This is a genomic window from Undibacterium sp. Di27W, from assembly GCF_049340345.1.
In the GTDB taxonomy this organism is placed as follows: Bacteria; Pseudomonadota; Gammaproteobacteria; order Burkholderiales; family Burkholderiaceae_D; genus Undibacterium.
Genome location: NZ_JBMPOS010000004.1, coordinates 192,921 through 215,690 on the forward strand (window position 1 = coordinate 192,921; position 22,770 = coordinate 215,690).

A 22,770-nucleotide genomic window follows, 5' to 3' on the forward strand; every position below is an offset into this window, starting at 1 on the left:
CGGCCAGGTCTGCTGGGACCTGGCCGTTTTTCTGTAAGCTATAGCAACTTAAAGCAACAGCATGAAAATTATTCAGCGATATCTTTAGGTTTGGCTTCTTCCCTGCGATTAAAGCCTGCCACCATGTCAAAGCGGAACAAACGGCATTCCAGTGCGCCATTGAAGAATGGGGTCTTGCGCGATTCTTTCAGGCGCAACATCTTGGGCAGGCCCAGATCAGCCGTGAACAGGAACACACTCCAGCCAGCAAAGCGCTGCTTGAGCGTGGTACTGAAGGCACTGAAGAAATCTTTGGCCATGTCATCATCTTCCATCGAGCTGTCACCTCGCACACCGATACGTTCACCGTAAGGTGGGTTGGTCAGCAAGATGCCTGGCTCTGTCGTTGGTGCCTTGATTTCCTGCGCTTCTATCTGCTTCAGTGGCACGTCAAAACGTATGCCAGCCTTGTTCAGGTTATTGCGCGTCATGACGATCATGTCGCCAGAAATATCGCTACCGAAAATCGTTGGCTCTGCAGGCAGAGGATGTGGTTTGGCGCTGGCCTTGATCTGTGCCCAGGCATCAGCGTCGAACTGATGCATTTTTTCGAACGCAAATTCACGCTTCAGGCCAGGTGGTATGCCTGCCAGGATTTGCGCGGCTTCAATAAGGATAGTGCCGGAACCGCACATGGGGTCAAACAAGGGTGTGCCCGGCTTCCAGCCTGCGGTACGCAGCAAGCCTGCTGCCAGATTTTCACGCAAGGGCGCGTCACCGGTTTCCAGACGCCAGCCACGCTTGAACAAAGGCTCGCCTGAGATATCCAGATATACCGTGAAATTGCGTGCGTCCATGAAACCGACGATGCGCATGTCAGGGTTCTTGGTATTGACCGACGGGCGCTGGGTAAACTGGTCGCGGAAGCGGTCACAGATCGCATCCTTGATTTTGAGGGTGGCAAAGTCCAGGCTCTTCAAAGGTGATTTGACGGCCGTGACATCGACACGGATAGTGTGGTGATAGCCAAACCAGTCTTCCCAGGGCTGATCCAGCACCAGGTCATAAATATCATTTTCATTGGTATAGCCAGAATGCGCCATACGCATCAGCACGCGTGAGGCTATGCGTGAATGCAAATTGATACGCCAGCCATCATGCATGCTGCCTGAACAATGCACACCGCCCGGCACCTGATTGTGGACAGTCATGGTTTTATCCAGGGCTGCAATTTCACCGAGCTCTTCAGCCAGGGCTATTTCCAGGCCGCGTGGGCATGGGCAAAAATAAGAATAACGCGTCATAGGTGTACCCTTTATCCGTTAAAAAAAACGATGGTGAATTTTCACCGCCAATGGCTGGCCTGGAGTTCTGCACTCCAGATCAACCATACTTTGAAACCTCGTCAAACCTAGAAAGGTTTGACGACTACCAAGATCAATATCGCCAGCAACAAAATCACCGGCACTTCATTAAACCAGCGGAACCAGACATGGCTGCGCTGGTTAACACCCTTCTCAAACTTTTTCAGCAAGCTGCCACAGGCGTGGTGATAGCCTATCAGCAAGATGACCAAAGTCAGTTTGGCATGCAACCAGCCATTACCTGGCCCCTTGCCTATACCATAGCCTAGCCAAAGCAACAGACCGAAGATCAAGGCCAGCACTGCCAATATGGTCATGAAACGATACAGCTTGCGCGCCATCAGCAACAGGCGTTCTGTCGTGGGTGGATGATTTTCCATCGCCAGGTTGACCAGGATGCGCGGCATATAAAACAGACCGGCGAACCAGGATGTGACGAACAGGATGTGGAAAACTTTAACCCAAGGATAAAAACCCATATTGCTCTTTCTTTTTATTGGCGCACTTCACCATGGCCAAAGACTACATACTTCATCGAAGTCAGCCCTTCCAGACCTACCGGGCCGCGTGCATGCAGCTTGTCATTCGAGATGCCTATCTCTGCACCCAGGCCATATTCAAAACCGTCAGCAAAACGGGTGGAAGCATTCACCATCACCGAGGCGGAATCGACTTCGCGCAAGAAACGCAGGGCGCGGCTATAGTCTTCTGTAATGATGGATTCTGTATGTTTGGATGAATAATCATTGATATGCGTAATGGCCTCATCCAGATCAGCCACTAGCTTGATGGCCAGGATGGGAGCCAGGTATTCTGTGCTCCAGTCTTCTGCCGTGGCTTTCACCAGATGCGGATAGCCTGCCAGTATTGCAGCGGCGGCTTCATCGCAACGTAATTCCACCTGCTTGCCTGCGTACAGCTCAGCCAATGTTGGTAAGACTTGCGCGGCGATGCCTTGCGCGACCAGCAAGGTTTCCATGGTGTTGCAGGTACCATAACGGTGGCACTTGGCATTGAATGCCACGTCTACGGCTTTTTTGAGGTCAGCCTTGTCATCAATATACACATGACAGATACCATCGAGATGCTTGATCATGGGTACAGTGGCTTCTTGTATCAAACGCGCAATCAAGCCCTTGCCGCCACGCGGGACGATGACATCGACATACAGCGGCATGGTGATCAACTCGCCAACGGCAGCGCGGTCGGTAGTCTCGACGATCTGTACTGCGTCAGCAGGTAAACCGGCACCAGCCAGACCTTCCTTAACCAGTTTCGCCAGGGCCTGGTTGCAATGGATGGCTTCAGATCCGCCGCGCAATATGGTCGCATTGCCACTCTTGATGCACAGGCCAGCCGCATCTACCGTCACATTCGGGCGTGCCTCATAAATGATGCCGATAACACCTAGTGGCACGCGCATTTGCCCTACCTGTATGCCGGTGGGGCGGTATTTCATGTTCGAGATTTCACCAATAGGGTCGGCCAAACTGACGATCTGCTCCAGGCCTTCAGCCATGGTGGCTATCGCCTTGTCGGACAGGGTCAGCCGGTCCAGCATGGCGGCTTCCATACCCGCTGCCTTTGCTGCAGCCAGGTCCAGCTCATTGGCGGCGCGCAAGGCAGCAGCCTCACGCCTGATGGCGACAGCGATCAGGGACAGGGCCTTGTTCTTGGCGGCGGTGTCGGCTTTGGCCATGGCGCGCGATGCTGCGCGGGCACGGACGCCGAGGTCATTCATGTAGTGCTTGATATCCATATCGTCATTCAGAGAACGTCTGGTTCTCATATTCGTTGATCAGCCACCAGCAAGGTGGCGAGGGAATTCAATTTCCGGTTTGATAAACCGCTTGCTATCAGTATCAGGTGCGGGCCAAACTGCAGTTATGCCGCTTTTGCCACTCTCAAACCCAATTGTAATAAAGCATCCCAGGGATCACCTGCAAATGCCTTCGCTCGTAAACCTTTTACCATCTTGTCGACCTGCGATGCCTCTTGCAGTGCAGCCCGCAAATTTGCCAGGCTGACGCGGCGCAAGGCGGGGTCCATGAGTTTTTCTCGCGGGCCCCAGATGCGGTATTCTTTCAGCAAGGCTGACAAGGGCCTGCCCTGCGCCATGCCCGACTTCAGTTTCAGCAAGGTGCGTATCTCTTCTGCCATGGCCCACAAAACCAGCGGCAGTGCTTCGCCCTCGCCTTTCAAACCATTCAACATGCGCACCAGTCTGGCGACATCACCAGCCAGCATGGCTTCATTGAGCTTGAAGACATCATAGCGCGCGACATTCAGCACGGCATCATGGATTTGTTCAAAACTCAGTTTGCCGGGTGGATGCAGCAAGGCCAGTTTCTGAATTTCCTGATGAGCTGCCAGCAAATTGCCCTCTACCCTGTCGGCAATAAAATCCAGACTTTGCCGGTCTGCACTTTGCTGCTGCAAGGACAGGCGCATACTGATCCAGCCCGGCAGTTGATTGCGCTCTACCAGCGGGATATCAATATACACCGCGCTTTGCTGCAAGCTGCCTACCCAGGCGGCTTTTTGCGTAGCCCAGTCCAGCTTGGGCAAGGTGATCAAAGTCAGATTATCAGGCGACAGATTTGCTACATAATCCTGCAAGGCCTGGCCACCATCCTTGCCGGGTTTGCCGGTAGGGATGCGCAAGTCTATGAGTTTTTTATCGCCAAACAGGGATTGCGACTGGTTCGCTGCCAGCAAGGCGCCCCATTTGAAGCTGCGTTCCACCGTCAATATCTCGCGCTCGTAAAAGCCCTGCGATTTTGCTGTACGGCGTATCTTGTCTGCCGCTTCCAGCGCCAGCAAATGCTCATCACTGGTGATCACATACAGTGGCGCCAGTGTTTTCGCCAGATGGCCATCAAGGGCATCGAAGCGTAATTGCATATCAGTCGTCCATCTTTATAACAGCCAGGCGACGCATGATTTGCTGCACCAGGTCACTTTGCATATCACGGTACAGCAAGACTTCTTCTGCCTCTTTCGCCAATACCTGGGTTTCATTAAAGCTGATATTACGCTTGAGCTGTATGTCTACCGGTTCCAGATATTCCTTACCTGCGTTGTTGCGAACACGGAAACGGAAGTTGTAGATCAAATTGTATTCACGCACACGGCCCTGGCTGTTCAGGGACAGGATTTGCTTATCCCTGGTTTCTGCCAGCACATCCAATATCACCTGCGCCTCCTTGGCGTCAGATGCGATCTGGGTTTGGCCATTGGCACGGATCTGGCGGCGCAATTCGCCACCCAGGGATGAAGCCTCGGGCAAGCCTATAAAGATACTCTTGAATGGCAGCGCCACCGGGCCACGCAGGGCAAAACCACAAGCCGACAACAACATGATGGACATGATGGCTGCCAGCCATTGCAGACGCTTTACATAATTTGCTTGCATGCGGTTTTCCCTGTTACCAATACGAATACGAATACGGCGATTAAACTTTTAAACTGATTTTCAACAACGATCTTCAGGCAACGATATTGACCAGTTTGCCAGGCACGATGATGACTTTTTTCGGTGCGCCTTCGATAAACTTTTGCACACTTTCATTCGCCAGCGCCGTCGCTTCTATGGTCGCCTTGTCAGCATCCTTGGCAACCTTGATGCTGCCGCGCAGTTTGCCATTGACTTGTACCATGAGCTCGATTTCATCTTGCACCAGGGCGGCTTCATCGACGATTGGCCAAGGTGCATCAATGATTTCACCAAGTTCTGCTGCCAGGCCCAGTTCCTGCCACAGGACGTGAGTAATATGCGGACATACCGGATACAGGCCACGCAGCAAGATGCTGAAAGCTTCGCGCAAAGCTGCGGCACTGCCTTCGGCTTCTGACTTGAAGGACTCTATGGTATTCAACAACTTCATGGCACCAGAGACTACCGTGTTGTATTGCAGGCGCTCATAATCGGCATCGATCTGCTTCAGTGTCAGATGCACTTCGCGACGCAGGGCCTTGACTTCATTGGCATAGGCAACAGGCACAGCTGTACCGGCAGCAATCGTGCCAGACAGTTTCAAGGCAGAAGCCCACAGGCGGCGCAGGTAACGCGATGCACCTTCTACACCGCTATTGCTCCATGCCGCACTTTGATCTGGAGGACCGGCAAACATGGTGAACAGGCGTGCTGTATCGGCACCGAACTGTTCGATAATGTCTTTCGGTTCGACCACATTGTTCTTGGACTTGGACATCTTTTCTATGCCACCCATTTGCACAGGCTGGCCATCGCTTTTCAGCAAGGCAGAAATTGGACGCCCCTTGTCATCATGCTGGACTTCGATTTCATTCGGATAGAACCAGATTTTCTTGCCACTGACATCTTCACGATAGTAAGACTCGTTGAGCAACATGCCCTGGGTGAACAGGTTTTTGAAAGGCTCGTCTATCTTGACCAGGCCCAGGTCACGCATGGCCTTGGTCCAGAAACGTGCATACAGCAAATGCAAAACCGCATGTTCTACACCACCGATGTACTGGTCCATCGCCATCCAGTAGTCATTGCGCTCATCCACCATGGTGGTTGCATCAGGGCAGGTATAACGCATGAAATACCAGCTGGAATCAACGAAGGTATCCATGGTGTCGGTTTCACGCTGTGCCGGGCTGCCGCATTTAGGGCAAGGCACATTCAGGAAATCTTCACGGTGTTTCAATGGATTGCCAGAACCATCAGGAATGCAGTCGGTAGGCAATACCACTGGCAAATCTTCATATGGCACAGGCACATCACCGCAGCTTGCGCAGTGGATGATAGGGATAGGTGTACCCCAGTAGCGTTGACGGGAAATACCCCAGTCACGCAAGCGCCAGGTGGTTTTCTTTTCGCCCAGACCTTTACCAACAAGGTCATTAGCCACTGCATCAACCGTGGCTTTGAAACTCAGGCCATCATATTTGCCAGAATTGACGGTGACGCCACGCTGTTTGTCGCCATAGGATTCTGCCCAGGCATCCGTCGTGAAGCTTTCGCCTTCAATCGCTACGACTTGCTTGATGGCGATATTGTATTTTTTCGCGAACGCAAAATCGCGTTCATCATGCGCAGGCACGCCCATGACTGCGCCATCGCCATAGGTCATGAGGACATAGTTACCAACCCAGACTTCGACTTGTTCGCCAGTCAGGGGGTGAGTAACGAAGAGGCCAGTAGGCATGCCCTCTTTTTCCTTGGTCGCCATTTCGGCTTCTGTCGTGCCACCAGCTTTGCAGACTTCGATGAAGGCTGCCAGTGCTGCATTATTCTTTGCTGCCAGCGTGGCGATAGGATGTTCTGCCGCTACTGCGCAGAAAGTCACGCCCATGATGGTGTCAGGACGGGTAGTGAACACATACATCTTGCCGTCTTGTACCAGTGCGCCAGTTTCATCAGCGATCTGGTGTGGGAAAGCAAAGCGCACGCCTTCACTCTTGCCTATCCAGTTGCGCTGCATGGTACGTACTTGCTCAGGCCAGCCATCCAGATCATCGATGCTGTTCAGCAACTCGTCTGCATATTGGGTGATGCCAAAGTAGTAGCCAGGGATTTCACGTTTTTCGACAAGGGCACCAGAGCGCCAGCCGCGGCCATCGATAACCTGCTCATTCGCCAGCACGGTTTGATCGATAGGGTCCCAGTTGACGACCTGGGTTTTTTTATAGGCCACGCCTTTTTCCAGCATCTTCAGGAACAGCCACTGGTTCCAGCGATAGTAATCTGGGTCGCAGGTAGCGACTTCACGCTTCCAGTCAAATGCCAGGCCCAGGGGCTGCATTTGCGACTTCATGTCTTCAATATTCGCGTAAGTCCATTCTGCTGGCGACTTTTTATAGGCAATCGCCGCATTTTCTGCTGGCAGGCCAAATGCATCCCAGCCCATAGGCATGAGTACGTTATAGCCCTTCATGCGTAGCTGGCGCGCCAGCATGTCATTGATCGTGTAATTGCGCACGTGGCCCATGTGCAGCTTACCAGATGGGTAAGGCAGCATGGAGCAAGCGTAATACTTGCCTTTAGGGAAACGTGGATTATTTTCTACTGCCGTATAGGCATCGATCTTTTTCCAATGGGATTGCGCCGATTGTTCGACGTCAGAGGGCGTGTATTTTTCTTGCATGGCGTAAGCAGAAGTGGAAGCGAAAATGACTCAGAACCTTTGATTATAACTGGTTCAGGCGCATTATTGAGGAAAGCCTTACTGACCAAGGCCGGGAGCATGGTTTAACGAGGACATCAGCACTTTTTCAAGCGCCTGGATGATCAAGGCTTTTTAGCTTGCTTGCTGTCAGTGACAAAAGAGATTTTGGCCAGTCCCTGGGATTGAGCCGCCGCCATGACTCTGGCGATAATTTCATAACGGGTAGCCTTGTCAGCACGCAGCTGTATCTCGGCCTGCTTGTTCTTTTTCGCCTGCGCAGCCAGTTTGGCCTCCAGCTCTGCCATCGCCAATACCTGATTATTCCAGTACAGGATGCCATCCGCATCAAAAGAGATGCGTACGGTATCAGCCTGTTCTGGCGCGGCTTCTGCCTGCGCCTGTGGCAAGTCCAGCTTGACCGCATGCGTCATGAAGGGGGCGGCGATGATGAAGATGACCAGCAAGACCAGCATCACGTCGACCATGGGCGTGACATTGATATCCGCCATGGAAGTCAAAGGGCGGGAAGAAGATTCGCGTGGTGTATGGAATTGACCGAATGTCATCTGAGTATTATCTAGTCAGCAAGATATCAGGACTTGCTCATGTCTTGCTCATATGTGCATGCAAGTCAAAGGCAAAACCATCCAGCTCAGCCACGGTAATGCGGTTGATGCGGTTAAAGCCGTTATAGGCCAGTACGGCAGGTATTGCCACCAGCAAACCCAGGGCCGTCATGATCAAGGCCTCACCCACTGGCCCGGCCAGTTGGTCGATTTGTACTACCCCATTGGACGAGATGGCAGTCAGGGCGCGGTAAATACCCCATACCGTTCCCAGCAAACCCACGAAAGGTGCGGTTGCGCCAACCGAAGCCAGAAAACTCAGGCCGGTTTCCAGTTTGACTGTCAGCCCCTGCAACTCCTGGCGCAGGCTGCGTGTCAGGATTTCACTGACACCGGCATTAGCAGACAGGGTAGTGCTACGCTGCGCAGTGTCACTGGCAGCATGTGCTGCATCAGCCAGGCTGATAAACACACTGGACTGATCCACCTGGCGCAGGGATGACAAGGCATCCGCCAGGCTAGGGGCACGCCAGAAAGAACGCAAGGCAGGTGCGGCCTTGCGGATGCGCCAGAAACTCCAGGCCTTCATCAGTATCAGCGTCCAGCTGAGTACTGACATAAGCAATAATAGCCAGCCAACCAGATGCCCCATGGCATCGGCCTGCTCCCAATAATGTGCAATTGCAGAATTCATGTAGGGTTTATCTTTGTACTATTTTGTACTGTTTTGTACTGTTTTTTACTATTGAAGACTGATTAACGAAAACCCAGCACATCATACATATCAAACAAGCCAGTAGATTTGGTCTGCAAGAAACGAGCGGCACGCAGGCTACCATGGGCGTAGGTCACGCGGCTGGAAGACTTGTGGCTGATTTCCACACGTTCACCTATGCCTGCAAACAAGACCGTATGATCACCGACGATGTCACCACCACGGATAGTGGCAAAACCGATGGAGGATGGATCGCGCTCACCAGTCACGCCTTCGCGGGCAAACACGCCCACTTCATTGAGGTCACGACCCAGGGCATCAGCAATGACTTCACCCATTTTCAGGGCAGTACCGGAAGGAGCATCGACTTTGAAGCGATGATGGGCTTCGACGATTTCTATGTCATAGCCCTCGGCAAAGCTTTTGGCTGCCATTTCCAGCAATTTCATAGTCACATTCACGCCCACACTCATGTTGGGGGCAAACATGATGGCTGTCTTTTCTGCGGCAGCGGCAATCGCTGCCTTGCCAGCCTCGTCAAAACCTGTCGTGCCTATGATGAGTTTGATGCCATGCGCAGCACAATACTCCAGATGCTTGAGCGTGCCTTCAGGACGGGTGAAATCAATCAGGTAATCCGCATTGTCCAGGCCAGCAGCCAGGTCAGCCGTGATACTGACGCCAGATGGCTTACCCAGGCCAGCAGCTGCATCCGTACCCAGGGCTGGTGAGGCAGGCACGTCCAGCGCGCCTACCAGGACCATATCATCCGCATTGCTGATCGCTTCGACCAGCATCTTGCCCATACGACCGGATGTTCCGGCCACAGCGATTTTCAGTGCAGTCATGTTGATTTATTTCTCTTTTTTCTTGGGCGCATCGGTTTCCACTACCGATTGCACACGATTCAGGCCCAGAGCAGATTCTGTGATGCGGGCAAGATATTCTTTTTCATTCGGCAAGTTACCGCCTTCGAACCTGGCTACTGTACCGTTGGTAAAGTACACCGATACCCGGCTGGTAATACGTTCACCATTGGGTTTGGTCAGGCGGAAAGGATAATCCCAGCGATCTTCATGGAACATATCTGTCAACAAAGCTGTACCCAGCAAGAAACGCACTTGTTCGCGTGTCATGCCTTCTTTTAATTGAGCAAGCATTTCCTGGGAAACGAAGTTACCTTGCTGTATAGAAACACGGTAAGGCGAAATAAATGCCAATACCTTGGCGAAACCAGTAGGCTGTACCACTTGCGCACCATCTGTACCACTCGGTGTGCCAGAAGTTGCATATACTGATGTCTTGTCAGCGGATGACAATATACCCAGTGGTGATGTACATCCAGCCAAAGACGCCAGCAAAACCAGGCCCGCTACGCGGCTCATCTTCTTCCGTGTTACTTTTGAAAACAACAGTTGCATAGATAACCTCTTAATTGAGCAACAAGCCCTAAAACCCGATATCATAAAGCAGATAGCAATTTTTTGATCGAAAACATGACAAACAGCACCCCCAACCTCAAGGCCAGCGGTCTGAAAGCCACTCTGCCCCGTCTGAAAATCCTGGAAATCTTCCAGAACAGCCGGGTTCGTCATCTGACAGCAGAAGATGTGTATAAGATCCTGCTCAATGAAAATATGGATGTCGGCCTGGCAACTGTGTACCGGGTATTGACCCAGTTTGAGCAGGCTGGCCTGTTACACCGTAATCATTTCGAGACTGGCAAGGCGATTTTCGAGCTCAATGAAGGCTCACACCATGACCATCTGGTTTGCCTCGACTGTGGCCGGGTAGAAGAATTTTTTGATGAAGAGATAGAACAGCGCCAGCAAACTGTGGCCCTGGATCGTGGCTTCAAGATCGCCGAGCATGCGCTGGCGATTTATGGCAATTGCACCAAGCCAAATTGCGAGCATAAAACCTGAACTCGCCTCTTTCACGCTCTATCAGGCTTAATCAGCCTCGACAAACCTGGCAAGCGTATACACTGCGCGCACTTTGCGCGTAGCTTGTACGCCTGCTTATTTATTGATCTTGGCAATCACCCCCGCCACAGTATCAATGATTTTCTGGGCATTGAATGGTTTCAGGATATAGCCATGTATGCCATTTTTAACAACTTCTGTAATGGTTTCCTGGTCTTTATTGGCCGTCACCATCAATACCCGCGATTCCGGCAGCAATTCCCTGATACGCGGTAAAATTTCAGTGCCGCTGATTTTAGGCATGACGATGTCCAGCATGATCAGATCAGGTCTGAGTTTCACTGCCAATTCCAGGCCTGTGCCGCCGTCAGTGGCTTCACCGACAACGTTATATCCCTCGCTGCGCAATATGACCCTGAGCACCTCGCGTGTGACGTCATTGTCATCAATCAATAAAATTTTTGCGTTTTTCTTTTCCATAGCAATCCTGTATTCGTATCAATGCCTGATTACCTGCTTCGCCAGTTCAAAACCTGTCTTATTGACTTAATGCATTAGATAATAATTTTGCCGTAATGTCTACAATGGGAATGACTCTTTCATACGCCATGCGGGTCGGTCCTATGACACCCAGGGTACCAACGATCTTGCCATTGATATCATAGGGTGCGGTGACTATGCTCATTTCTTCCATGGGCACCAGCTGCGAGTCTCCGCCTATGAAGATTTGCACCCCAGTCGCCTTGCTGGAGACATCCAGCAATTGCATGAGGCTGCTTTTTTGCTCAAACATATCGAACAATTTGCGTAAAGAGCCCATATTGGACGACAAATCCTGCACATTCAATAAATTGCGCTCGCCCGAGATGACGACTTCGTCATTATCCTCATCCATGGCATTGCCACCTGCTTCCACCGCAGCTTGCATGAGCCTGGTCATATCATTTTGCAATTGCCGCAATTCACTATTGATACGGGTGCGTGCATCAGTGAAACTGAGGCCACCGAAATTCTGGTTCAGATAGTTAGCAGCCTGCACCAGTTGACCAGGGTTGTAATCCACATCGGTCAATAACAGTCGGTTATGCACTTCACCGCCAGGGGCCACAACTACCAGCAAGATACGTTTTTCCGACAGACGCAAGAATTCTACCTGCTGGAAAATCGATTCGGTGCGTGGCGTCATGACGACACCGGCAAATTGTGACAGCGAAGACAAAATCTGGGCCGCATTGGCGATCAGTTTTTGCGGTGGCTGTGATGCCATGCCTGATTGAAGGCGCGATTCCAGCCCTACTTCACTGATCTCTTGCACAGTAAGCAATTTATCGACAAATACGCGATAACCTCGGGGCGTAGGGATACGACCTGCAGAAGTATGCGGGCTGGCCACAAAGCCCATTTCCTCCAGGTCTGCCATGACATTACGTATCGTCGCTGGCGACAATTCCAGGCCGGATATTTTGGACAAGGCACGGGAACCCACAGGCTGGCCGTCAGCGATATAACGCTCGACCAGGGCTTTTAATAAAGTTTGTGCGCGGATATCTAGTTGCATGGTTTCATTTTATGCGTTCATGACTGACATGAACATGAAAAAATTCATAGCCATAGGGTCAGATCATGCAGATTGGCAAATTCTGCATCCGGCTTGATATGCAGATGGCGCTCATCTTCGATTTTTAAACCCTGCCGGTTCATCCAGCCAGCTTTTAAACCTGCCTGTTGCGCACCTTGCACGTCTAGTAATAAATCATCGCCTACATACAGGACCTCGGCAGGTGGCAGGCCCAGTTCCTGGCAAGCCGCCAAAAATATCCTGGGGTCAGGCTTGGCACAACCAAAGCGAAAGGCAGCGATAGACACCTTGAAATGATGGGCCAGGCCTATGGCCTGCAAATCGGCAAAGCCATTTGACACCGTCCCCAATAGCAACTTCTCTTGCAACACCTGCAGAGCTGGCTTGACGTCCTCATACAAATCCACTTTGTTTCTGGCATCGGCGAATATCGCCATGGCCTGGTCCGCTTTTTCGGCGGCGAGACCATGTTCATCAAACACCTGGCTCAGCAAGGTATGACGCAAGGCCCACAAATCATATTGAAAACGTGGATCACTGGCGACCAGCAAGTTACGGCGCTCACGTAGTTTGTCCACATTGTAATTTTGGGCAACGACAGGCGCATGTTCATGCATCCACTGCTGTAAAACTGCTTCAGCATGGCGTATCACTGGCGCAACCGGCCACAAAGTATCATCCAGATCCAGTAAAACTGCTTTAATTGTCATAACGAGCACTCATTCCATTCATTCTTGCCCTAATTATGTTCTAATCTGAGGCATCATGTCACCTCACCCTTGTTTATGACAGTTCAGGCTAAAACCATCGCACTTGTTGGCAAACAAAATGCTGCAGGCATTGCAGACTCGATTACCGAACTGGCCCACTTTCTCGCCGATGCAGGACATCATGTCGTCATAGAGTCCGACACGGCGCAATACTTGCAACTCGAGCGTTTCAGCAGTATGCCCGTGCCCGAGATAGGCAAGCTGGCCGATGCTGCCATTGTGCTAGGTGGTGACGGCACCATGCTGGGGATAGCGCGGCAACTGGCCCCCTATAATGTTCCCCTGATAGGTATCAACCAGGGTCGCCTGGGGTTTATCACCGATATTGCGCTCGACCGCATGATACCCGTCATCACCGAAATGCTGGATGGCAAATATGTGTCCGAGCGGCGCAGCCTCTTGCAAGCCATCGTCACGCGTGATGGCAACCAGATTTTCAGCGGTGTGGCTTTCAATGACATCGTGGTCTCGCGCGGTGCCGGTTCAGGCATGGTGGAATTGCGCGTCGAGGTGGATGGCCACTTCATGTATAACCAGCGCTCGGACGGTCTTATCGTTTCGACGCCGACAGGCTCCACTGCCTATGCCCTTTCTGCCGGTGGCCCCTTGCTACACCCCAGCCTGTCAGGCATTGCGATGGTGCCGATTGCCCCGCATGCTTTGTCAAACCGTCCCATCGTATTGCCAGACAGTAGCGAAATCGTCATCACCATCGTGGCCGGGCGTGATATCAGCCTGAATTTTGACATGCAGAATTTTGCCAGCCTGCAGCATCAGGACAGGATTATCGTCAACCGTTCTGCTCATACAGTGACCTTCCTGCATCCTCCCGGCTGGAATTATTACAACACCCTGCGTGAGAAATTGCACTGGAATGAATATCCATCGGTAGAGGGTGCGCTGAATTAAGCTTTAGTTTTTGCCCACTCTTACGAACACAGAAGTCACAGGCTGTTGCTAGAATAGCGATTTCGCTAAGCTGGCTGATACTGTCCGGCACCGTTTTCTTAACAAATTCCTTCATGTCTGCCCATTATGTTGCGCACGCTTGCCATACGAGATTTTGTCATTGTTGATACGCTGGAACTTGAATTTTCTTCTGGCTTCAGTGTACTGACCGGTGAAACCGGTGCCGGTAAATCCATACTGATTGATGCCCTGACCCTGGCCCTGGGTGGCCGTGGCGATGCCAGCATGGTGAGAGAGTCAGCCAGTAAAACGGACATCAGTGCAGAGTTTGCCGTCAATGAGATACTTGCTAACTGGCTGAAGGAACATGAGTTCTTTGACCAGGATCAACCGCTGATCTTGCGCCGTACCATAGACAATGCCGGTCGCTCCAAGGCCTGGATCAATGGCATCACAGCCACCGCAGGGCAATTGCGCGAGATAGGCGATATGCTGGTCGATATCCATGGTCAACATGCACATCAGTCTTTGTTGAAAACCGAGGCACAACGCGATTTGCTGGATATGCAGGGCGGCTTGCAGGAACAAGTTGCCGAAGTCGGCTTGCGTTACCGCGCCTGGCGCAATATCAGCAAACAACGCGAAGAATTTGAAACCAATGCCAAGAGCGTCTTGCAAGAACGTGAGCGCCTGGAGTGGCAAGTCGGCGAACTGGACAAACTGCAGATCAAACCCGGTGAATGGGAAAGCATCAGCCAGGAACATACTCGTCTCGCCCACGCTGCCAGCCTGCTGGAAGGTGGGCAAGAAGCTGCGGCACTGATTTCTGAATCCGAACATCCAGTCTTGTCGCAACTGACGACGATACAGCAAAAGCTCTTGAAACTGCTGGATTATGATGGCGCGCTAAAACCCGTCACCGACGCGCTGGAATCTGCCTGCATCAATTTGCAGGAAACCACTTATGCACTCAATGATTACCTGAGCCGCACCGAGCTGGACCCGGCGCGCTTGCGCGTCGTGGAAAACCGCGTTGAAGCCATCCACACCACGGCAAGACGATTTCATGTTGCACCAGAAAAGCTGCATGAAGAATTCGCCACGCTGTCTGCGCAACTGGCTCAGCTATCGAATGCGACTGACATGGATGCCCTGAAAGCGCAGGAAGAAAAAGCCAGACAGTCTTATTTGCAACTCGCGCAAAAACTCAGCAAGACCAGGCAACAAGTGGCCCTGGATCTGGGCCAGGCCGTCACTACTGCCATGCAAGACCTCAGCATGGGCGGTGGCAGCTTCTCGGTCGCATTGAATCCGGTTGAACCAGCAGTCTATGGTTTGGAGCAAGTGGAATTCCTGGTCGCCGGTCATGCCGGGGTGCAGGCAAGACCGCTGGCCAAGGTAGCCTCAGGCGGTGAACTGGCGCGTATTTCGCTGGCGATCTCTGTCATCACGTCTTGCGCCACTGCTACCCCTACCCTGATTTTTGATGAGGTAGACAGTGGCATAGGTGGTGGCGTGGCGGAAGTGGTCGGTCGTTTACTGAAGCGCCTGGGTCAGGACAGGCAAGTCTTGTGCGTTACTCATCTACCGCAAGTCGCCAGCCAGGCTAACCAGCACTTCCAGGTCAGCAAAGCCAGCCAGAATGGCAAAACCGTGTCACAGATAGAAGCACTCGATAATAAACAAAGAGTAGAAGAAATCGCCCGTATGCTGGGTGGCATAGAAATCACCGCGACTACGCGTAAACACGCCAGAGAACTATTGGCATCTTAAGAAAATATCCCTATGCGCTTCCTCAAAGAACCTGAATACTCACACGGCAAGATCGCCAGGACTGCCGTCGTACTCATCAACCTCGGCACGCCTGATGCACCAACGACATCGGCTGTGCGTCGCTATCTCAAGCAATTTTTATGGGACAGGCGCGTGGTGGAAGTGCCGCGCCCGCTCTGGTGGCTGCTCCTGCATGGCATCATCCTGCCTTTCCGCTCAGGCCAGTCGGCAAAAAAATATGCTTCGATCTGGACCAAGGATGGTTCCCCGCTGAAGATACATACGCAAAAACAGGCCGCCCTGCTGAAAGGTTATCTGGGTGAACGCGGGCATGAAGTGCATGTTGCCTATGCCATGCGTTATGGTGCGCCTTCCATCCCTGCGGTCTTGCAAAAACTCAAGCAGGAAGGCTATGAGCGCATATTGATTTTGCCTGCCTATCCGCAATACTCTGCCACCACGACAGCATCGAATTTTGATGCCGTCGCCCAGCATTACCAGCAAGTCAGGAATATGCCTGAGCTGCGCTTCGTCAAGAATTATCATGATCATGAGGGCTATATACTGGCCTTGAAAGCCTCAGTCATGGATCATTGGCAAAGCCATGGCAGGCCAGACAAACTAGTCATGAGCTTTCATGGCCTGCCTAAAGCTTTCTTGCTGCGGGGTGATGCCTATCATTGCGAATGCTATAAAACCGCCCGCCTGCTGGCAGAAAAACTTGGGCTCAGCAAAGAGGAATATGTGGTTACCTTCCAGTCGCGCCTCGGCCGCGCCGAATGGCTACAACCCTACACGGCACCAACGGTCGTCAAACTGGCTAAAGAAGGTGTCAAGCGCGTCGATGTGATATGCCCCGGCTTTATTGCTGACTGTCTGGAAACTTTGGAAGAAATCGCCATCGAAGTAAAGACAGATTTCCTTAAGGCCGGTGGCAAGGAATTCAATTACATTCCCTGCCTGAATGAATCACCCGCCTGGATGCGTGGCCTGGCTGAAATTGCCGAACAACATTTGATAGGCTGGCCTACCATGATTACCGCCAGTGTACGCGAACAGCAAAAGCAACAAGCTCTGATCAGCCGCGCAGAAGCCAAACGCCTGGGTGGAGAACCCTGAGGCTGTCATGGCAAAGACATATTTCATCGGCGATATCCAAGGCTGTGCTGACCAGTTGCAAAGCCTGCTCAGTAAAATCGAGCAGACCGAACCACATGCACATTATCTATTTGCAGGTGATCTGGTCAATCGCGGCCCCAAGTCGCTAGCCAGCCTGCGTCTGATACGTGATTTGCAAATCGCTGGCCGGGCAGAATCCGTACTCGGCAACCACGACCTGCATTTGCTGGCCGTCGCCCAGAGCATACGCAAAGCACATCGCAGCGACACGCTGGACGATATCCTGCAGGCACCAGACCGTGAAGAACTAACGCAGTGGTTAAGGCACAGGCCTCTGGCGATTTTTCAGGACCAGCATTTGCTGGTGCATGCAGGAATCTTCCCGCAATGGTCTGCAAAAAAAACCATGAAGCTGGCGCACGAAGTGGAAGCCCAGCTACGTGGCGACAACTGGGTGGATTTATTGCAGCATATGTATGGCAATACTCCCGTGCAATGGCAAGATGATTTGCAAGGCTATGACAGGTCACGTTGCATCATCAATGCCCTGACGCGCATGCGTTTTTGCACTGCAGATGGCATCATGGACTTTGACAGCAAGGATGGCCTGGGCAACGCGCCCAAGGGCTTTGCACCATGGTTTGATCTGCCACATGCCAGTGCCAAGGTATGCACCGTATTTGGCCACTGGTCGACTCTGGGATTGATCTTGCGCGAGAACCTGATCAGCCTCGATACCGGCTGCGTCTGGGGTGGCAAGCTGACTGCCGTTGCCTTGAACGATAGAGAAGTTGTGCAGGTAGATTGTCCTCAACAGCAAAAGCCGGGCTAGAAGCATGATGGGTGCGGTTCTTCCCTCAACTCACGCTGATTAAATTAAACATGAGCATATTTCTGTACGAAAGCATATTGATCTTATCGGCAGTAGTAATTTCAGTATTCGTTGGCCGCTCAACCAAAGATGGCAGCGGTTGGCGCCTCATCTTCTTTTTCGGATTAACTTCTGTTTTATTGGCATTTATTGTCACTGCCATCGGAGCCGTTTTTTTTACCTTTTTGTGTTCAAATATTTCCATTTTGTGCGTGGAGAAAGACGACAAGGTTTTGGGGGCTCAATCCTTATCTTTAATCGCCATACCCTTGTATATTCTGGTAATGATGTACTTCAAAAATACGAATGAATAAAGCTAACAAATAAGTGGATTTATTGCATCCTATCAATAGGATTCTAGCTCTTTCTTTCGATCCATCACGCCAGCAAAAACTCGCTGCGCATCCTGACATTTCCTCACTATTTCTTGCCGGATTTTAAAACTCATGACATTCATGGGTTTTAACTTTTTTCTTTAAAAAACTCTCCTCCACCTGCAAGTCGAATTGAACAAATCGCTAGCAATTTAGTCGAAGCAGCGTCCGTTTATTTCAGCTAAATAGATTTACAATTCAAAGCCGTTACTACGGTGACCTCTCATTTCCCTGCACTATTTTCTTGCTGCATCCACCCATATCAATTCTCATGACCAGTTCAGCATTAATTATCGAAGATCATCCTATTTATCGAGATGCCTTATGCAATTTCTTGTTGAGTATACTTGAACGAACTCACATCATTTCCTCAAGTTCAGTAGAAGAAGCCTTAAAAATTACGGCTGACATCAACGACATAAAAATTGTCTTAATCGATTTGGGGTTACCCGGTTTAAAAGGTGTCGAGGCTATCCATACCATCAAACATCGTTGGCCAGAGACTACTGTCGTGGTGATCTCGGCATCTGAAGACAGGCGCGCTATCATGTCGGCGCTACATGCAGGCGCCAAGGTCGCACTGTCAAAAGCCCTGTCAAACGAAGCGATCTTTGAAGTCATCTCCAATGTGCTCAACAACAATCCCATACAGGAAGGCTGGATCACAACCAGCGGTCGCCACAATGCAGGGGAAAACGTCGAATTTTCCCTGACGCCACGCCAGCAAGAAATCGTCACGCTGCTGGATCAGGGTTTGTCGAACAAAGAAATTTGCTTGCGTCTGGGGCTAGCCGAAACAACGGTAAAAATGCATATGTCCCTCATCTTTCGCGCCTTGAAAGTGAATAACAGAACGCAAGCCATACTGGTAGCACGACAATTAGGGATTGCGAAAGCCTTCACCCAGTATTTTTAGTATTTTCCGCCCTGCAATCGCATCCGAAAAAATATTTTATTGAAAATGCATACGACATTATTCTAAAATATTCTCCACAATTTCTAGTATTTTCTGCCGGACAATAAAAAAATATCAGCTCTCGTCAGGTCAAAAAAACTTCAGGCCAGCGCCACCTTCCACGTCCATCTTAAAACAAAATCCTCTCTGCATCCCAAGATGCTTACCTGTACTTTCGTACGTAGTGATTAAAAAATAAATTTCACCTATATTCATTGCATGTGCAGGCATGCAGACTGCATTGCGCTCAACAATACTCTGCAAAACATCGTTTGGAGACAATGTGAAAACAATAGAAAAATCTCGCGTACTTGGCTTTCAAGTTGCAGTTGAATTAAATGCGGAAGAAATAAAAAATATTTCTGGTGGTGGTATTTCTGGCGGTTTCGAAAAACCATATATGACCTACATACGCGGACAAGATCCTGTGATGGATGAACCAGATTAAGGCAAGTAAAAAATACTTGCCAGGTATTGTTGTTGTACCGTTCAGGGAACTGAACAAAGATGTAAATTAAATCCACTTTGAAAATGAGGAGTCACAAATGAACACTGTAGTTAATACTGAAGAAAAAGCACGTGTACTGGGTTTTGAAGTTGCCACAGAATTGTCCGTCGAAGAACTGGAGCAAGTCTCCGGTGGCCACAGCGGCCCATATCTGACACGCATAGGCAGAACAAGTGTCTTGGATCAAGCTGAATAATTTATTCAGTCTGATTTAATTCTCTAAGCCCCGCAATATTATTACGGGGCTTTTTAGTTTCAGTTTTTCGGCAATCATTTGAATTGATAGAAATACAGAATATGAGCGTCTTAATCATAGGAAAACACCAGGACTTCCATGCACGTTGCGTAGCCTGGGCATTGAAAAAAAAAGAAATCCCCAGCCAGATACTGGATCTGACTCCCTTGCCTTCTTCTGGAAGTTTTTCTTACCAGCCCAATCATTTTTCCACGCCAGCAAATCCTGGCATATTTTTTTCGACGCCTGCGAGCTCACGCCAAGCCCTATCAATCGACGAAGTCAAACTGGTTTGGTCACGACGCGCAGTCGTTAGTGCAAAATTTTATGATTACAGTACTGTGCACCCTGAAGATGAAGTCAATGTAAAAGAAGAAATGGCTGGCTTTCTTCCTGGTGCTTATCATGCCCTCGAATACATGCTGACAAAAAACGATGCTGTCTGGATCAATTCCTATGCTTGCTTAAGCAAGGCGAAAAGCAAGTCCTTGCAACTACAAAAAGCTTATGCTGCCGGATTTGCCGTACCAGATACGCTGGTAGGAAATGACCCGCAAGCTGTGAGAGAATTTTGCATCAAACATGGCGGTGAAATCATCGTGAAATCATTCTTTCCCAAAGAATGGAAAACTTATCTGGTTTCACGCATATTACCAACAACAGTTATACGTCTGCATCAATTACAAAACGATGCGGCTATACAACTCTGCCCGGCCATCTATCAAAACCATATAAAAAAACAATACGAATTGCGCGTTCTGGTTCTTGGAGATGATCTCATCGCCGTTAAACTTGATTCACAAGTGCATGCTCATTCGCGCACAGACTGGCGTATGGACAACGACCATGGCTTGATACAAATGACGCCTTACACCTTGAGTGCAGCAAGCACATCGCGCATACATCATTTTATGAAGCTCATGGGATTACGCTTCGGCAGTATAGATTTGATTGTAGACGAGCATGGTCAGGAAATTTTTCTTGAAATCAATGAACAAGGGCAATTTTTATTCCTGGAAGCACAAAACCCTGAGCTACCGATACTCTCTGCCGTTTGCCAGTTCTTTGCCACGGCAGGCGGCTATAAGGCTAGCGGGGACTGGCCTTGTTTCAAGGACTACATCGCCTCTGAAGACCATCAGATATTACGGCAGGAATTAACTGAATAGAAAAAAGAAAATTATTCAAGCATGGCCACGTAGGGAAAATTCCATAAAAAACTGTGCTCACGAGATAGGGATATTTAACCGTCTCATACTTTAGTACAGGGTGTCATAGGAAAGTAAATACGATAAAGTAAATTCAATGATGTAAAACATAGCAGGCATGTACATAATTTGCATAACTCTGGAGGCTGGCGTGAGCATCACTGCAAAATTGAAATGACTCTTGAAGATATTGCAGAAGTATTGGGTGCGGGAGCAACATTACCAGCCTTTGCCTCCTGATTTGGCAAGGAGGCACTTGTCATTTCAGGACAGGCAGGAAGTTTCCTTATGAATTCAAATCTGAACCATGACAGATTGATACGCATATCAACGAAGATAAGTTCAATCCCGCAGATCATGAATCTGCAATTTGCTCATTACCTGCCATGAGCTACCTGTAACTCAATAGCTACATCGGACTCCACGCTCTATTCTCATGCGAGCCGATTGGCCAATAAATCAGACACTTTCATCCAATAAAGTAAAAATGCGTCAATCCCTTTTCCGAACCGAGGCCTTGCAATCGCGCCAGCAAAAAATGCTTGGTGATATTTTACTGATACGCCCTCTCACGTTTACTTTACTCACTATTGGCCTGGCTGCATTTGCCATCATCGTTATCCTGTTTTTTTGTTTTGCGAGTTATACCAGCAGGGTCAGCGTGAGCGGTTATCTGGTGCCGGATCTCGGTGTGGTCAAGGTTTTTCCTCAGCAAGCTGGCATCATCATAGAAAAGAAAGTCCATGAAGGGCAAGCAGTCAAGCAGGGGGACGTGCTATTTATCTTGTCCAGCGAAAGACAAAGCAGCACGCTCGGTGAAACACAGGCAGCCATCAGCCAGCAAGTCGAATTGCGCCGGCAATCCCTGCATGATGAACTCAACAAGACACGCGTATTGCACACCGAAGAAAAGCGCGCCATGCAGGCAAAGCTGGCATCGGTCAAAAAAGAATTGCTGAATCTTGACAATCAGCTGCAAGGCCAACGTGAACGTCTTGTCATTGCAGACAATACCTACAAACGATTTGATAATTTACAGAAGCAGCATTTCATCTCTAACGAGCAATTACTACAAAAGCAAACTGAATTGCTGGATCAAAAAAATAAACTGCAGACTTTGGAAAGAGAATATATCAATGTCAGCCGTGAATTGAATAACCAGGAAGCAGCCTTCAACAATTTACCCATACAACAACAAAGTGTGCTGTCCCAGATGGAACGCTCCATTACTACGGCAACCCAGGAGCTCAGCGAAAGTGAAGCCAAACGCCGTTTGCTGATCACTGCCCCGGAAAGCGGCATTGTGACCCAGGTCATGGAAGGTACGGGGCAACTGGTCGATGCCAGTCGCCCGCTCTTGAGCATAGTGCCTGCCGCTGCAAAAATGCAGGCGCATTTATACGCGCCCAGCCGTGCCATAGGTTTTATCAAACCTGGCGACAAAGTATTGCTGCGTTACCAGGCTTATCCCTATCAGCAATTCGGGCAAGCGATCGGGCATTTGAAGACGGTATCCCGTACTGCCTCTCCACTGGCAGATATCTCAGCCATGCAAAGCGTGACGCTCACCACGAGTAATACCAGCAACACCAGTAACGAGGGTTTGTACAAGTTGACGGTAGACCTGGAAAAGCAAGATTTGCTGGTGCATGGCGTACCACAAAATTTGCAGTCCGGCATGGCATTGGATGCAGACATCATGCAAGAGAAAAGAAAGCTGTATGAATGGGTACTCTCCCCGCTCTTTAGCATTACCAGCAAAATCTAAGGTTACAGTACAAGC

At 50.2% G+C, this 22,770-nt stretch carries 24 protein-coding genes; 11 read left to right on the forward strand and 13 right to left on the reverse strand.

Annotated elements, in window-relative coordinates; genetic code table 11:
- Positions 1–68: 68 nt before the first annotated feature.
- The 10 genes from ACO0LF_RS10505 to ACO0LF_RS10550 form a co-directional block, all read right to left on the reverse strand.
- A complete protein-coding gene (locus tag ACO0LF_RS10505) occupies positions 69–1,283 on the reverse strand; it encodes a THUMP domain-containing class I SAM-dependent RNA methyltransferase (protein ID WP_423014051.1) in 1,215 nt (404 codons plus the stop codon).
- A gap of 107 nt (positions 1,284–1,390) precedes the next feature.
- Positions 1,391–1,822 (reverse strand): CopD family protein, encoded by a 432-nt coding sequence (locus ACO0LF_RS10510; RefSeq protein WP_423014052.1) that lies wholly within the window; start codon positions 1,820–1,822, stop codon positions 1,391–1,393.
- Positions 1,823–1,836: 14 nt separating this feature from the next.
- Positions 1,837–3,102: a glutamate-5-semialdehyde dehydrogenase gene (locus ACO0LF_RS10515; RefSeq protein ID WP_423014222.1), complete on the reverse strand. Its 1,266-nt coding sequence runs from the start codon at positions 3,100–3,102 to the stop codon at positions 1,837–1,839.
- A 125-nt stretch (positions 3,103–3,227) separates the two neighbouring features.
- Positions 3,228–4,247 carry a DNA polymerase III subunit delta gene (gene holA / locus ACO0LF_RS10520; RefSeq protein ID WP_423001967.1) on the reverse strand — a complete coding sequence of 340 codons (1,020 nt, stop codon included), beginning with the start codon at positions 4,245–4,247 and terminating at the stop codon, positions 3,228–3,230.
- A gap of 1 nt (position 4,248) precedes the next feature.
- Positions 4,249–4,758 carry an LPS assembly lipoprotein LptE gene (lptE, locus tag ACO0LF_RS10525; RefSeq protein WP_423001966.1) on the reverse strand — a complete coding sequence of 170 codons (510 nt, stop codon included), beginning with the start codon at positions 4,756–4,758 and terminating at the stop codon, positions 4,249–4,251.
- A 73-nt stretch (positions 4,759–4,831) separates the two neighbouring features.
- On the reverse strand, positions 4,832–7,459 hold the full coding sequence (gene leuS / locus ACO0LF_RS10530) for a leucine--tRNA ligase (protein WP_423014053.1): 2,628 nt from the start codon (positions 7,457–7,459) through the stop codon (positions 4,832–4,834).
- A 143-nt stretch (positions 7,460–7,602) separates the two neighbouring features.
- Entirely contained in the window at positions 7,603–8,046 is a 444-nt protein-coding gene (locus tag ACO0LF_RS10535; protein WP_423014054.1) for an ExbD/TolR family protein, read from the reverse strand.
- A 37-nt stretch (positions 8,047–8,083) separates the two neighbouring features.
- Positions 8,084–8,740, reverse strand: a complete 657-nt coding sequence (locus ACO0LF_RS10540; protein WP_423014055.1) for a MotA/TolQ/ExbB proton channel family protein — start codon at positions 8,738–8,740, stop codon at positions 8,084–8,086.
- 62 nt (positions 8,741–8,802) lie between these two features.
- A complete protein-coding gene (gene dapB, locus ACO0LF_RS10545) occupies positions 8,803–9,609 on the reverse strand; it encodes a 4-hydroxy-tetrahydrodipicolinate reductase (protein ID WP_423014056.1) in 807 nt (268 codons plus the stop codon).
- 6 nt (positions 9,610–9,615) lie between these two features.
- The gene (locus tag ACO0LF_RS10550; RefSeq protein WP_423014057.1) at positions 9,616–10,146 is read right to left on the reverse strand and encodes an outer membrane protein assembly factor BamE; all 531 of its coding nucleotides are present in this window, start codon (positions 10,144–10,146) and stop codon (positions 9,616–9,618) included.
- 111 nt (positions 10,147–10,257) lie between these two features.
- Between ACO0LF_RS10550 and fur the strand changes: the two genes are divergently transcribed.
- Positions 10,258–10,686, forward strand: coding sequence for a ferric iron uptake transcriptional regulator (gene fur / locus ACO0LF_RS10555; RefSeq protein ID WP_423014058.1), 429 nt, complete (start codon positions 10,258–10,260; stop codon positions 10,684–10,686).
- 96 nt (positions 10,687–10,782) lie between these two features.
- Here the strand turns inward: fur and ACO0LF_RS10560 are convergent, their stop codons facing one another.
- Genes ACO0LF_RS10560 through ACO0LF_RS10570 form a run of 3 tightly spaced genes read right to left on the reverse strand, consistent with a single transcriptional unit; the run spans position 10,783 to position 12,975 of the window.
- Positions 10,783–11,166: a response regulator gene (locus tag ACO0LF_RS10560; protein WP_423014059.1), complete on the reverse strand. Its 384-nt coding sequence runs from the start codon at positions 11,164–11,166 to the stop codon at positions 10,783–10,785.
- Between the two features lie 58 nt (positions 11,167–11,224).
- Complete coding sequence (hrcA, locus tag ACO0LF_RS10565; protein ID WP_423014060.1) at positions 11,225–12,244, reverse strand: heat-inducible transcriptional repressor HrcA; 1,020 nt, start codon at positions 12,242–12,244, stop codon at positions 11,225–11,227.
- A 44-nt stretch (positions 12,245–12,288) separates the two neighbouring features.
- Entirely contained in the window at positions 12,289–12,975 is a 687-nt protein-coding gene (locus ACO0LF_RS10570; RefSeq protein ID WP_423014061.1) for an HAD family hydrolase, read from the reverse strand.
- Positions 12,976–13,050: 75 nt separating this feature from the next.
- Here ACO0LF_RS10570 and ACO0LF_RS10575 point away from each other — a divergent pair, with 75 nt between their 5' ends.
- The 10 genes from ACO0LF_RS10575 (at position 13,051) to ACO0LF_RS10620 (ending at position 22,755) form a co-directional block, all read left to right on the forward strand.
- Positions 13,051–13,944, forward strand: a complete 894-nt coding sequence (locus ACO0LF_RS10575; RefSeq protein ID WP_423014223.1) for an NAD kinase — start codon at positions 13,051–13,053, stop codon at positions 13,942–13,944.
- Between the two features lie 126 nt (positions 13,945–14,070).
- On the forward strand, positions 14,071–15,717 hold the full coding sequence (recN, locus tag ACO0LF_RS10580) for a DNA repair protein RecN (RefSeq protein WP_423014062.1): 1,647 nt from the start codon (positions 14,071–14,073) through the stop codon (positions 15,715–15,717).
- 12 nt (positions 15,718–15,729) lie between these two features.
- Entirely contained in the window at positions 15,730–16,836 is a 1,107-nt protein-coding gene (gene hemH / locus ACO0LF_RS10585) for a ferrochelatase (RefSeq protein ID WP_423014063.1), read from the forward strand.
- A gap of 7 nt (positions 16,837–16,843) precedes the next feature.
- Positions 16,844–17,668, forward strand: coding sequence for a symmetrical bis(5'-nucleosyl)-tetraphosphatase (locus ACO0LF_RS10590; RefSeq protein ID WP_423014064.1), 825 nt, complete (start codon positions 16,844–16,846; stop codon positions 17,666–17,668).
- Positions 17,669–17,718: 50 nt separating this feature from the next.
- Positions 17,719–18,021: a hypothetical protein gene (locus tag ACO0LF_RS10595; protein WP_423014065.1), complete on the forward strand. Its 303-nt coding sequence runs from the start codon at positions 17,719–17,721 to the stop codon at positions 18,019–18,021.
- 331 nt (positions 18,022–18,352) lie between these two features.
- Positions 18,353–18,997 (forward strand): response regulator, encoded by a 645-nt coding sequence (locus ACO0LF_RS10600; RefSeq protein WP_423014066.1) that lies wholly within the window; start codon positions 18,353–18,355, stop codon positions 18,995–18,997.
- A 322-nt stretch (positions 18,998–19,319) separates the two neighbouring features.
- Positions 19,320–19,484 (forward strand): hypothetical protein, encoded by a 165-nt coding sequence (locus ACO0LF_RS10605; RefSeq protein WP_423014067.1) that lies wholly within the window; start codon positions 19,320–19,322, stop codon positions 19,482–19,484.
- Positions 19,485–19,581: 97 nt separating this feature from the next.
- On the forward strand, positions 19,582–19,740 hold the full coding sequence (locus ACO0LF_RS10610; protein ID WP_423014068.1) for a hypothetical protein: 159 nt from the start codon (positions 19,582–19,584) through the stop codon (positions 19,738–19,740).
- 101 nt (positions 19,741–19,841) lie between these two features.
- Positions 19,842–20,948: a hypothetical protein gene (locus ACO0LF_RS10615; RefSeq protein WP_423014069.1), complete on the forward strand. Its 1,107-nt coding sequence runs from the start codon at positions 19,842–19,844 to the stop codon at positions 20,946–20,948.
- Between the two features lie 526 nt (positions 20,949–21,474).
- A complete protein-coding gene (locus ACO0LF_RS10620) occupies positions 21,475–22,755 on the forward strand; it encodes an HlyD family secretion protein (RefSeq protein ID WP_423014070.1) in 1,281 nt (426 codons plus the stop codon).
- Positions 22,756–22,770: the final 15 nt, after the last annotated feature.

Coding starts and splice junctions, on each gene's coding strand:
- ACO0LF_RS10505 (WP_423014051.1), bottom strand. CDS start 1,283: ATGACGCGTTATTCTTATTTTTGCCCATGCCCACGCGGCCTGGAAATA.
- ACO0LF_RS10510 (WP_423014052.1), bottom strand. CDS start 1,822: ATGGGTTTTTATCCTTGGGTTAAAGTTTTCCACATCCTGTTCGTCACA.
- ACO0LF_RS10515 (WP_423014222.1), bottom strand. CDS start 3,102: ATGGATATCAAGCACTACATGAATGACCTCGGCGTCCGTGCCCGCGCA.
- holA (WP_423001967.1), bottom strand. CDS start 4,247: ATGCAATTACGCTTCGATGCCCTTGATGGCCATCTGGCGAAAACACTG.
- lptE (WP_423001966.1), bottom strand. CDS start 4,758: ATGCAAGCAAATTATGTAAAGCGTCTGCAATGGCTGGCAGCCATCATG.
- leuS (WP_423014053.1), bottom strand. CDS start 7,459: ATGCAAGAAAAATACACGCCCTCTGACGTCGAACAATCGGCGCAATCC.
- ACO0LF_RS10535 (WP_423014054.1), bottom strand. CDS start 8,046: ATGACATTCGGTCAATTCCATACACCACGCGAATCTTCTTCCCGCCCT.
- ACO0LF_RS10540 (WP_423014055.1), bottom strand. CDS start 8,740: ATGAATTCTGCAATTGCACATTATTGGGAGCAGGCCGATGCCATGGGG.
- dapB (WP_423014056.1), bottom strand. CDS start 9,609: ATGACTGCACTGAAAATCGCTGTGGCCGGAACATCCGGTCGTATGGGC.
- ACO0LF_RS10550 (WP_423014057.1), bottom strand. CDS start 10,146: ATGAGCCGCGTAGCGGGCCTGGTTTTGCTGGCGTCTTTGGCTGGATGT.
- fur (WP_423014058.1), top strand. CDS start 10,258: ATGACAAACAGCACCCCCAACCTCAAGGCCAGCGGTCTGAAAGCCACT.
- ACO0LF_RS10560 (WP_423014059.1), bottom strand. CDS start 11,166: ATGGAAAAGAAAAACGCAAAAATTTTATTGATTGATGACAATGACGTC.
- hrcA (WP_423014060.1), bottom strand. CDS start 12,244: ATGCAACTAGATATCCGCGCACAAACTTTATTAAAAGCCCTGGTCGAG.
- ACO0LF_RS10570 (WP_423014061.1), bottom strand. CDS start 12,975: ATGACAATTAAAGCAGTTTTACTGGATCTGGATGATACTTTGTGGCCG.
- ACO0LF_RS10575 (WP_423014223.1), top strand. CDS start 13,051: ATGACAGTTCAGGCTAAAACCATCGCACTTGTTGGCAAACAAAATGCT.
- recN (WP_423014062.1), top strand. CDS start 14,071: ATGTTGCGCACGCTTGCCATACGAGATTTTGTCATTGTTGATACGCTG.
- hemH (WP_423014063.1), top strand. CDS start 15,730: ATGCGCTTCCTCAAAGAACCTGAATACTCACACGGCAAGATCGCCAGG.
- ACO0LF_RS10590 (WP_423014064.1), top strand. CDS start 16,844: ATGGCAAAGACATATTTCATCGGCGATATCCAAGGCTGTGCTGACCAG.
- ACO0LF_RS10595 (WP_423014065.1), top strand. CDS start 17,719: ATGAGCATATTTCTGTACGAAAGCATATTGATCTTATCGGCAGTAGTA.
- ACO0LF_RS10600 (WP_423014066.1), top strand. CDS start 18,353: ATGACCAGTTCAGCATTAATTATCGAAGATCATCCTATTTATCGAGAT.
- ACO0LF_RS10610 (WP_423014068.1), top strand. CDS start 19,582: ATGAACACTGTAGTTAATACTGAAGAAAAAGCACGTGTACTGGGTTTT.
- ACO0LF_RS10615 (WP_423014069.1), top strand. CDS start 19,842: ATGAGCGTCTTAATCATAGGAAAACACCAGGACTTCCATGCACGTTGC.
- ACO0LF_RS10620 (WP_423014070.1), top strand. CDS start 21,475: ATGCGTCAATCCCTTTTCCGAACCGAGGCCTTGCAATCGCGCCAGCAA.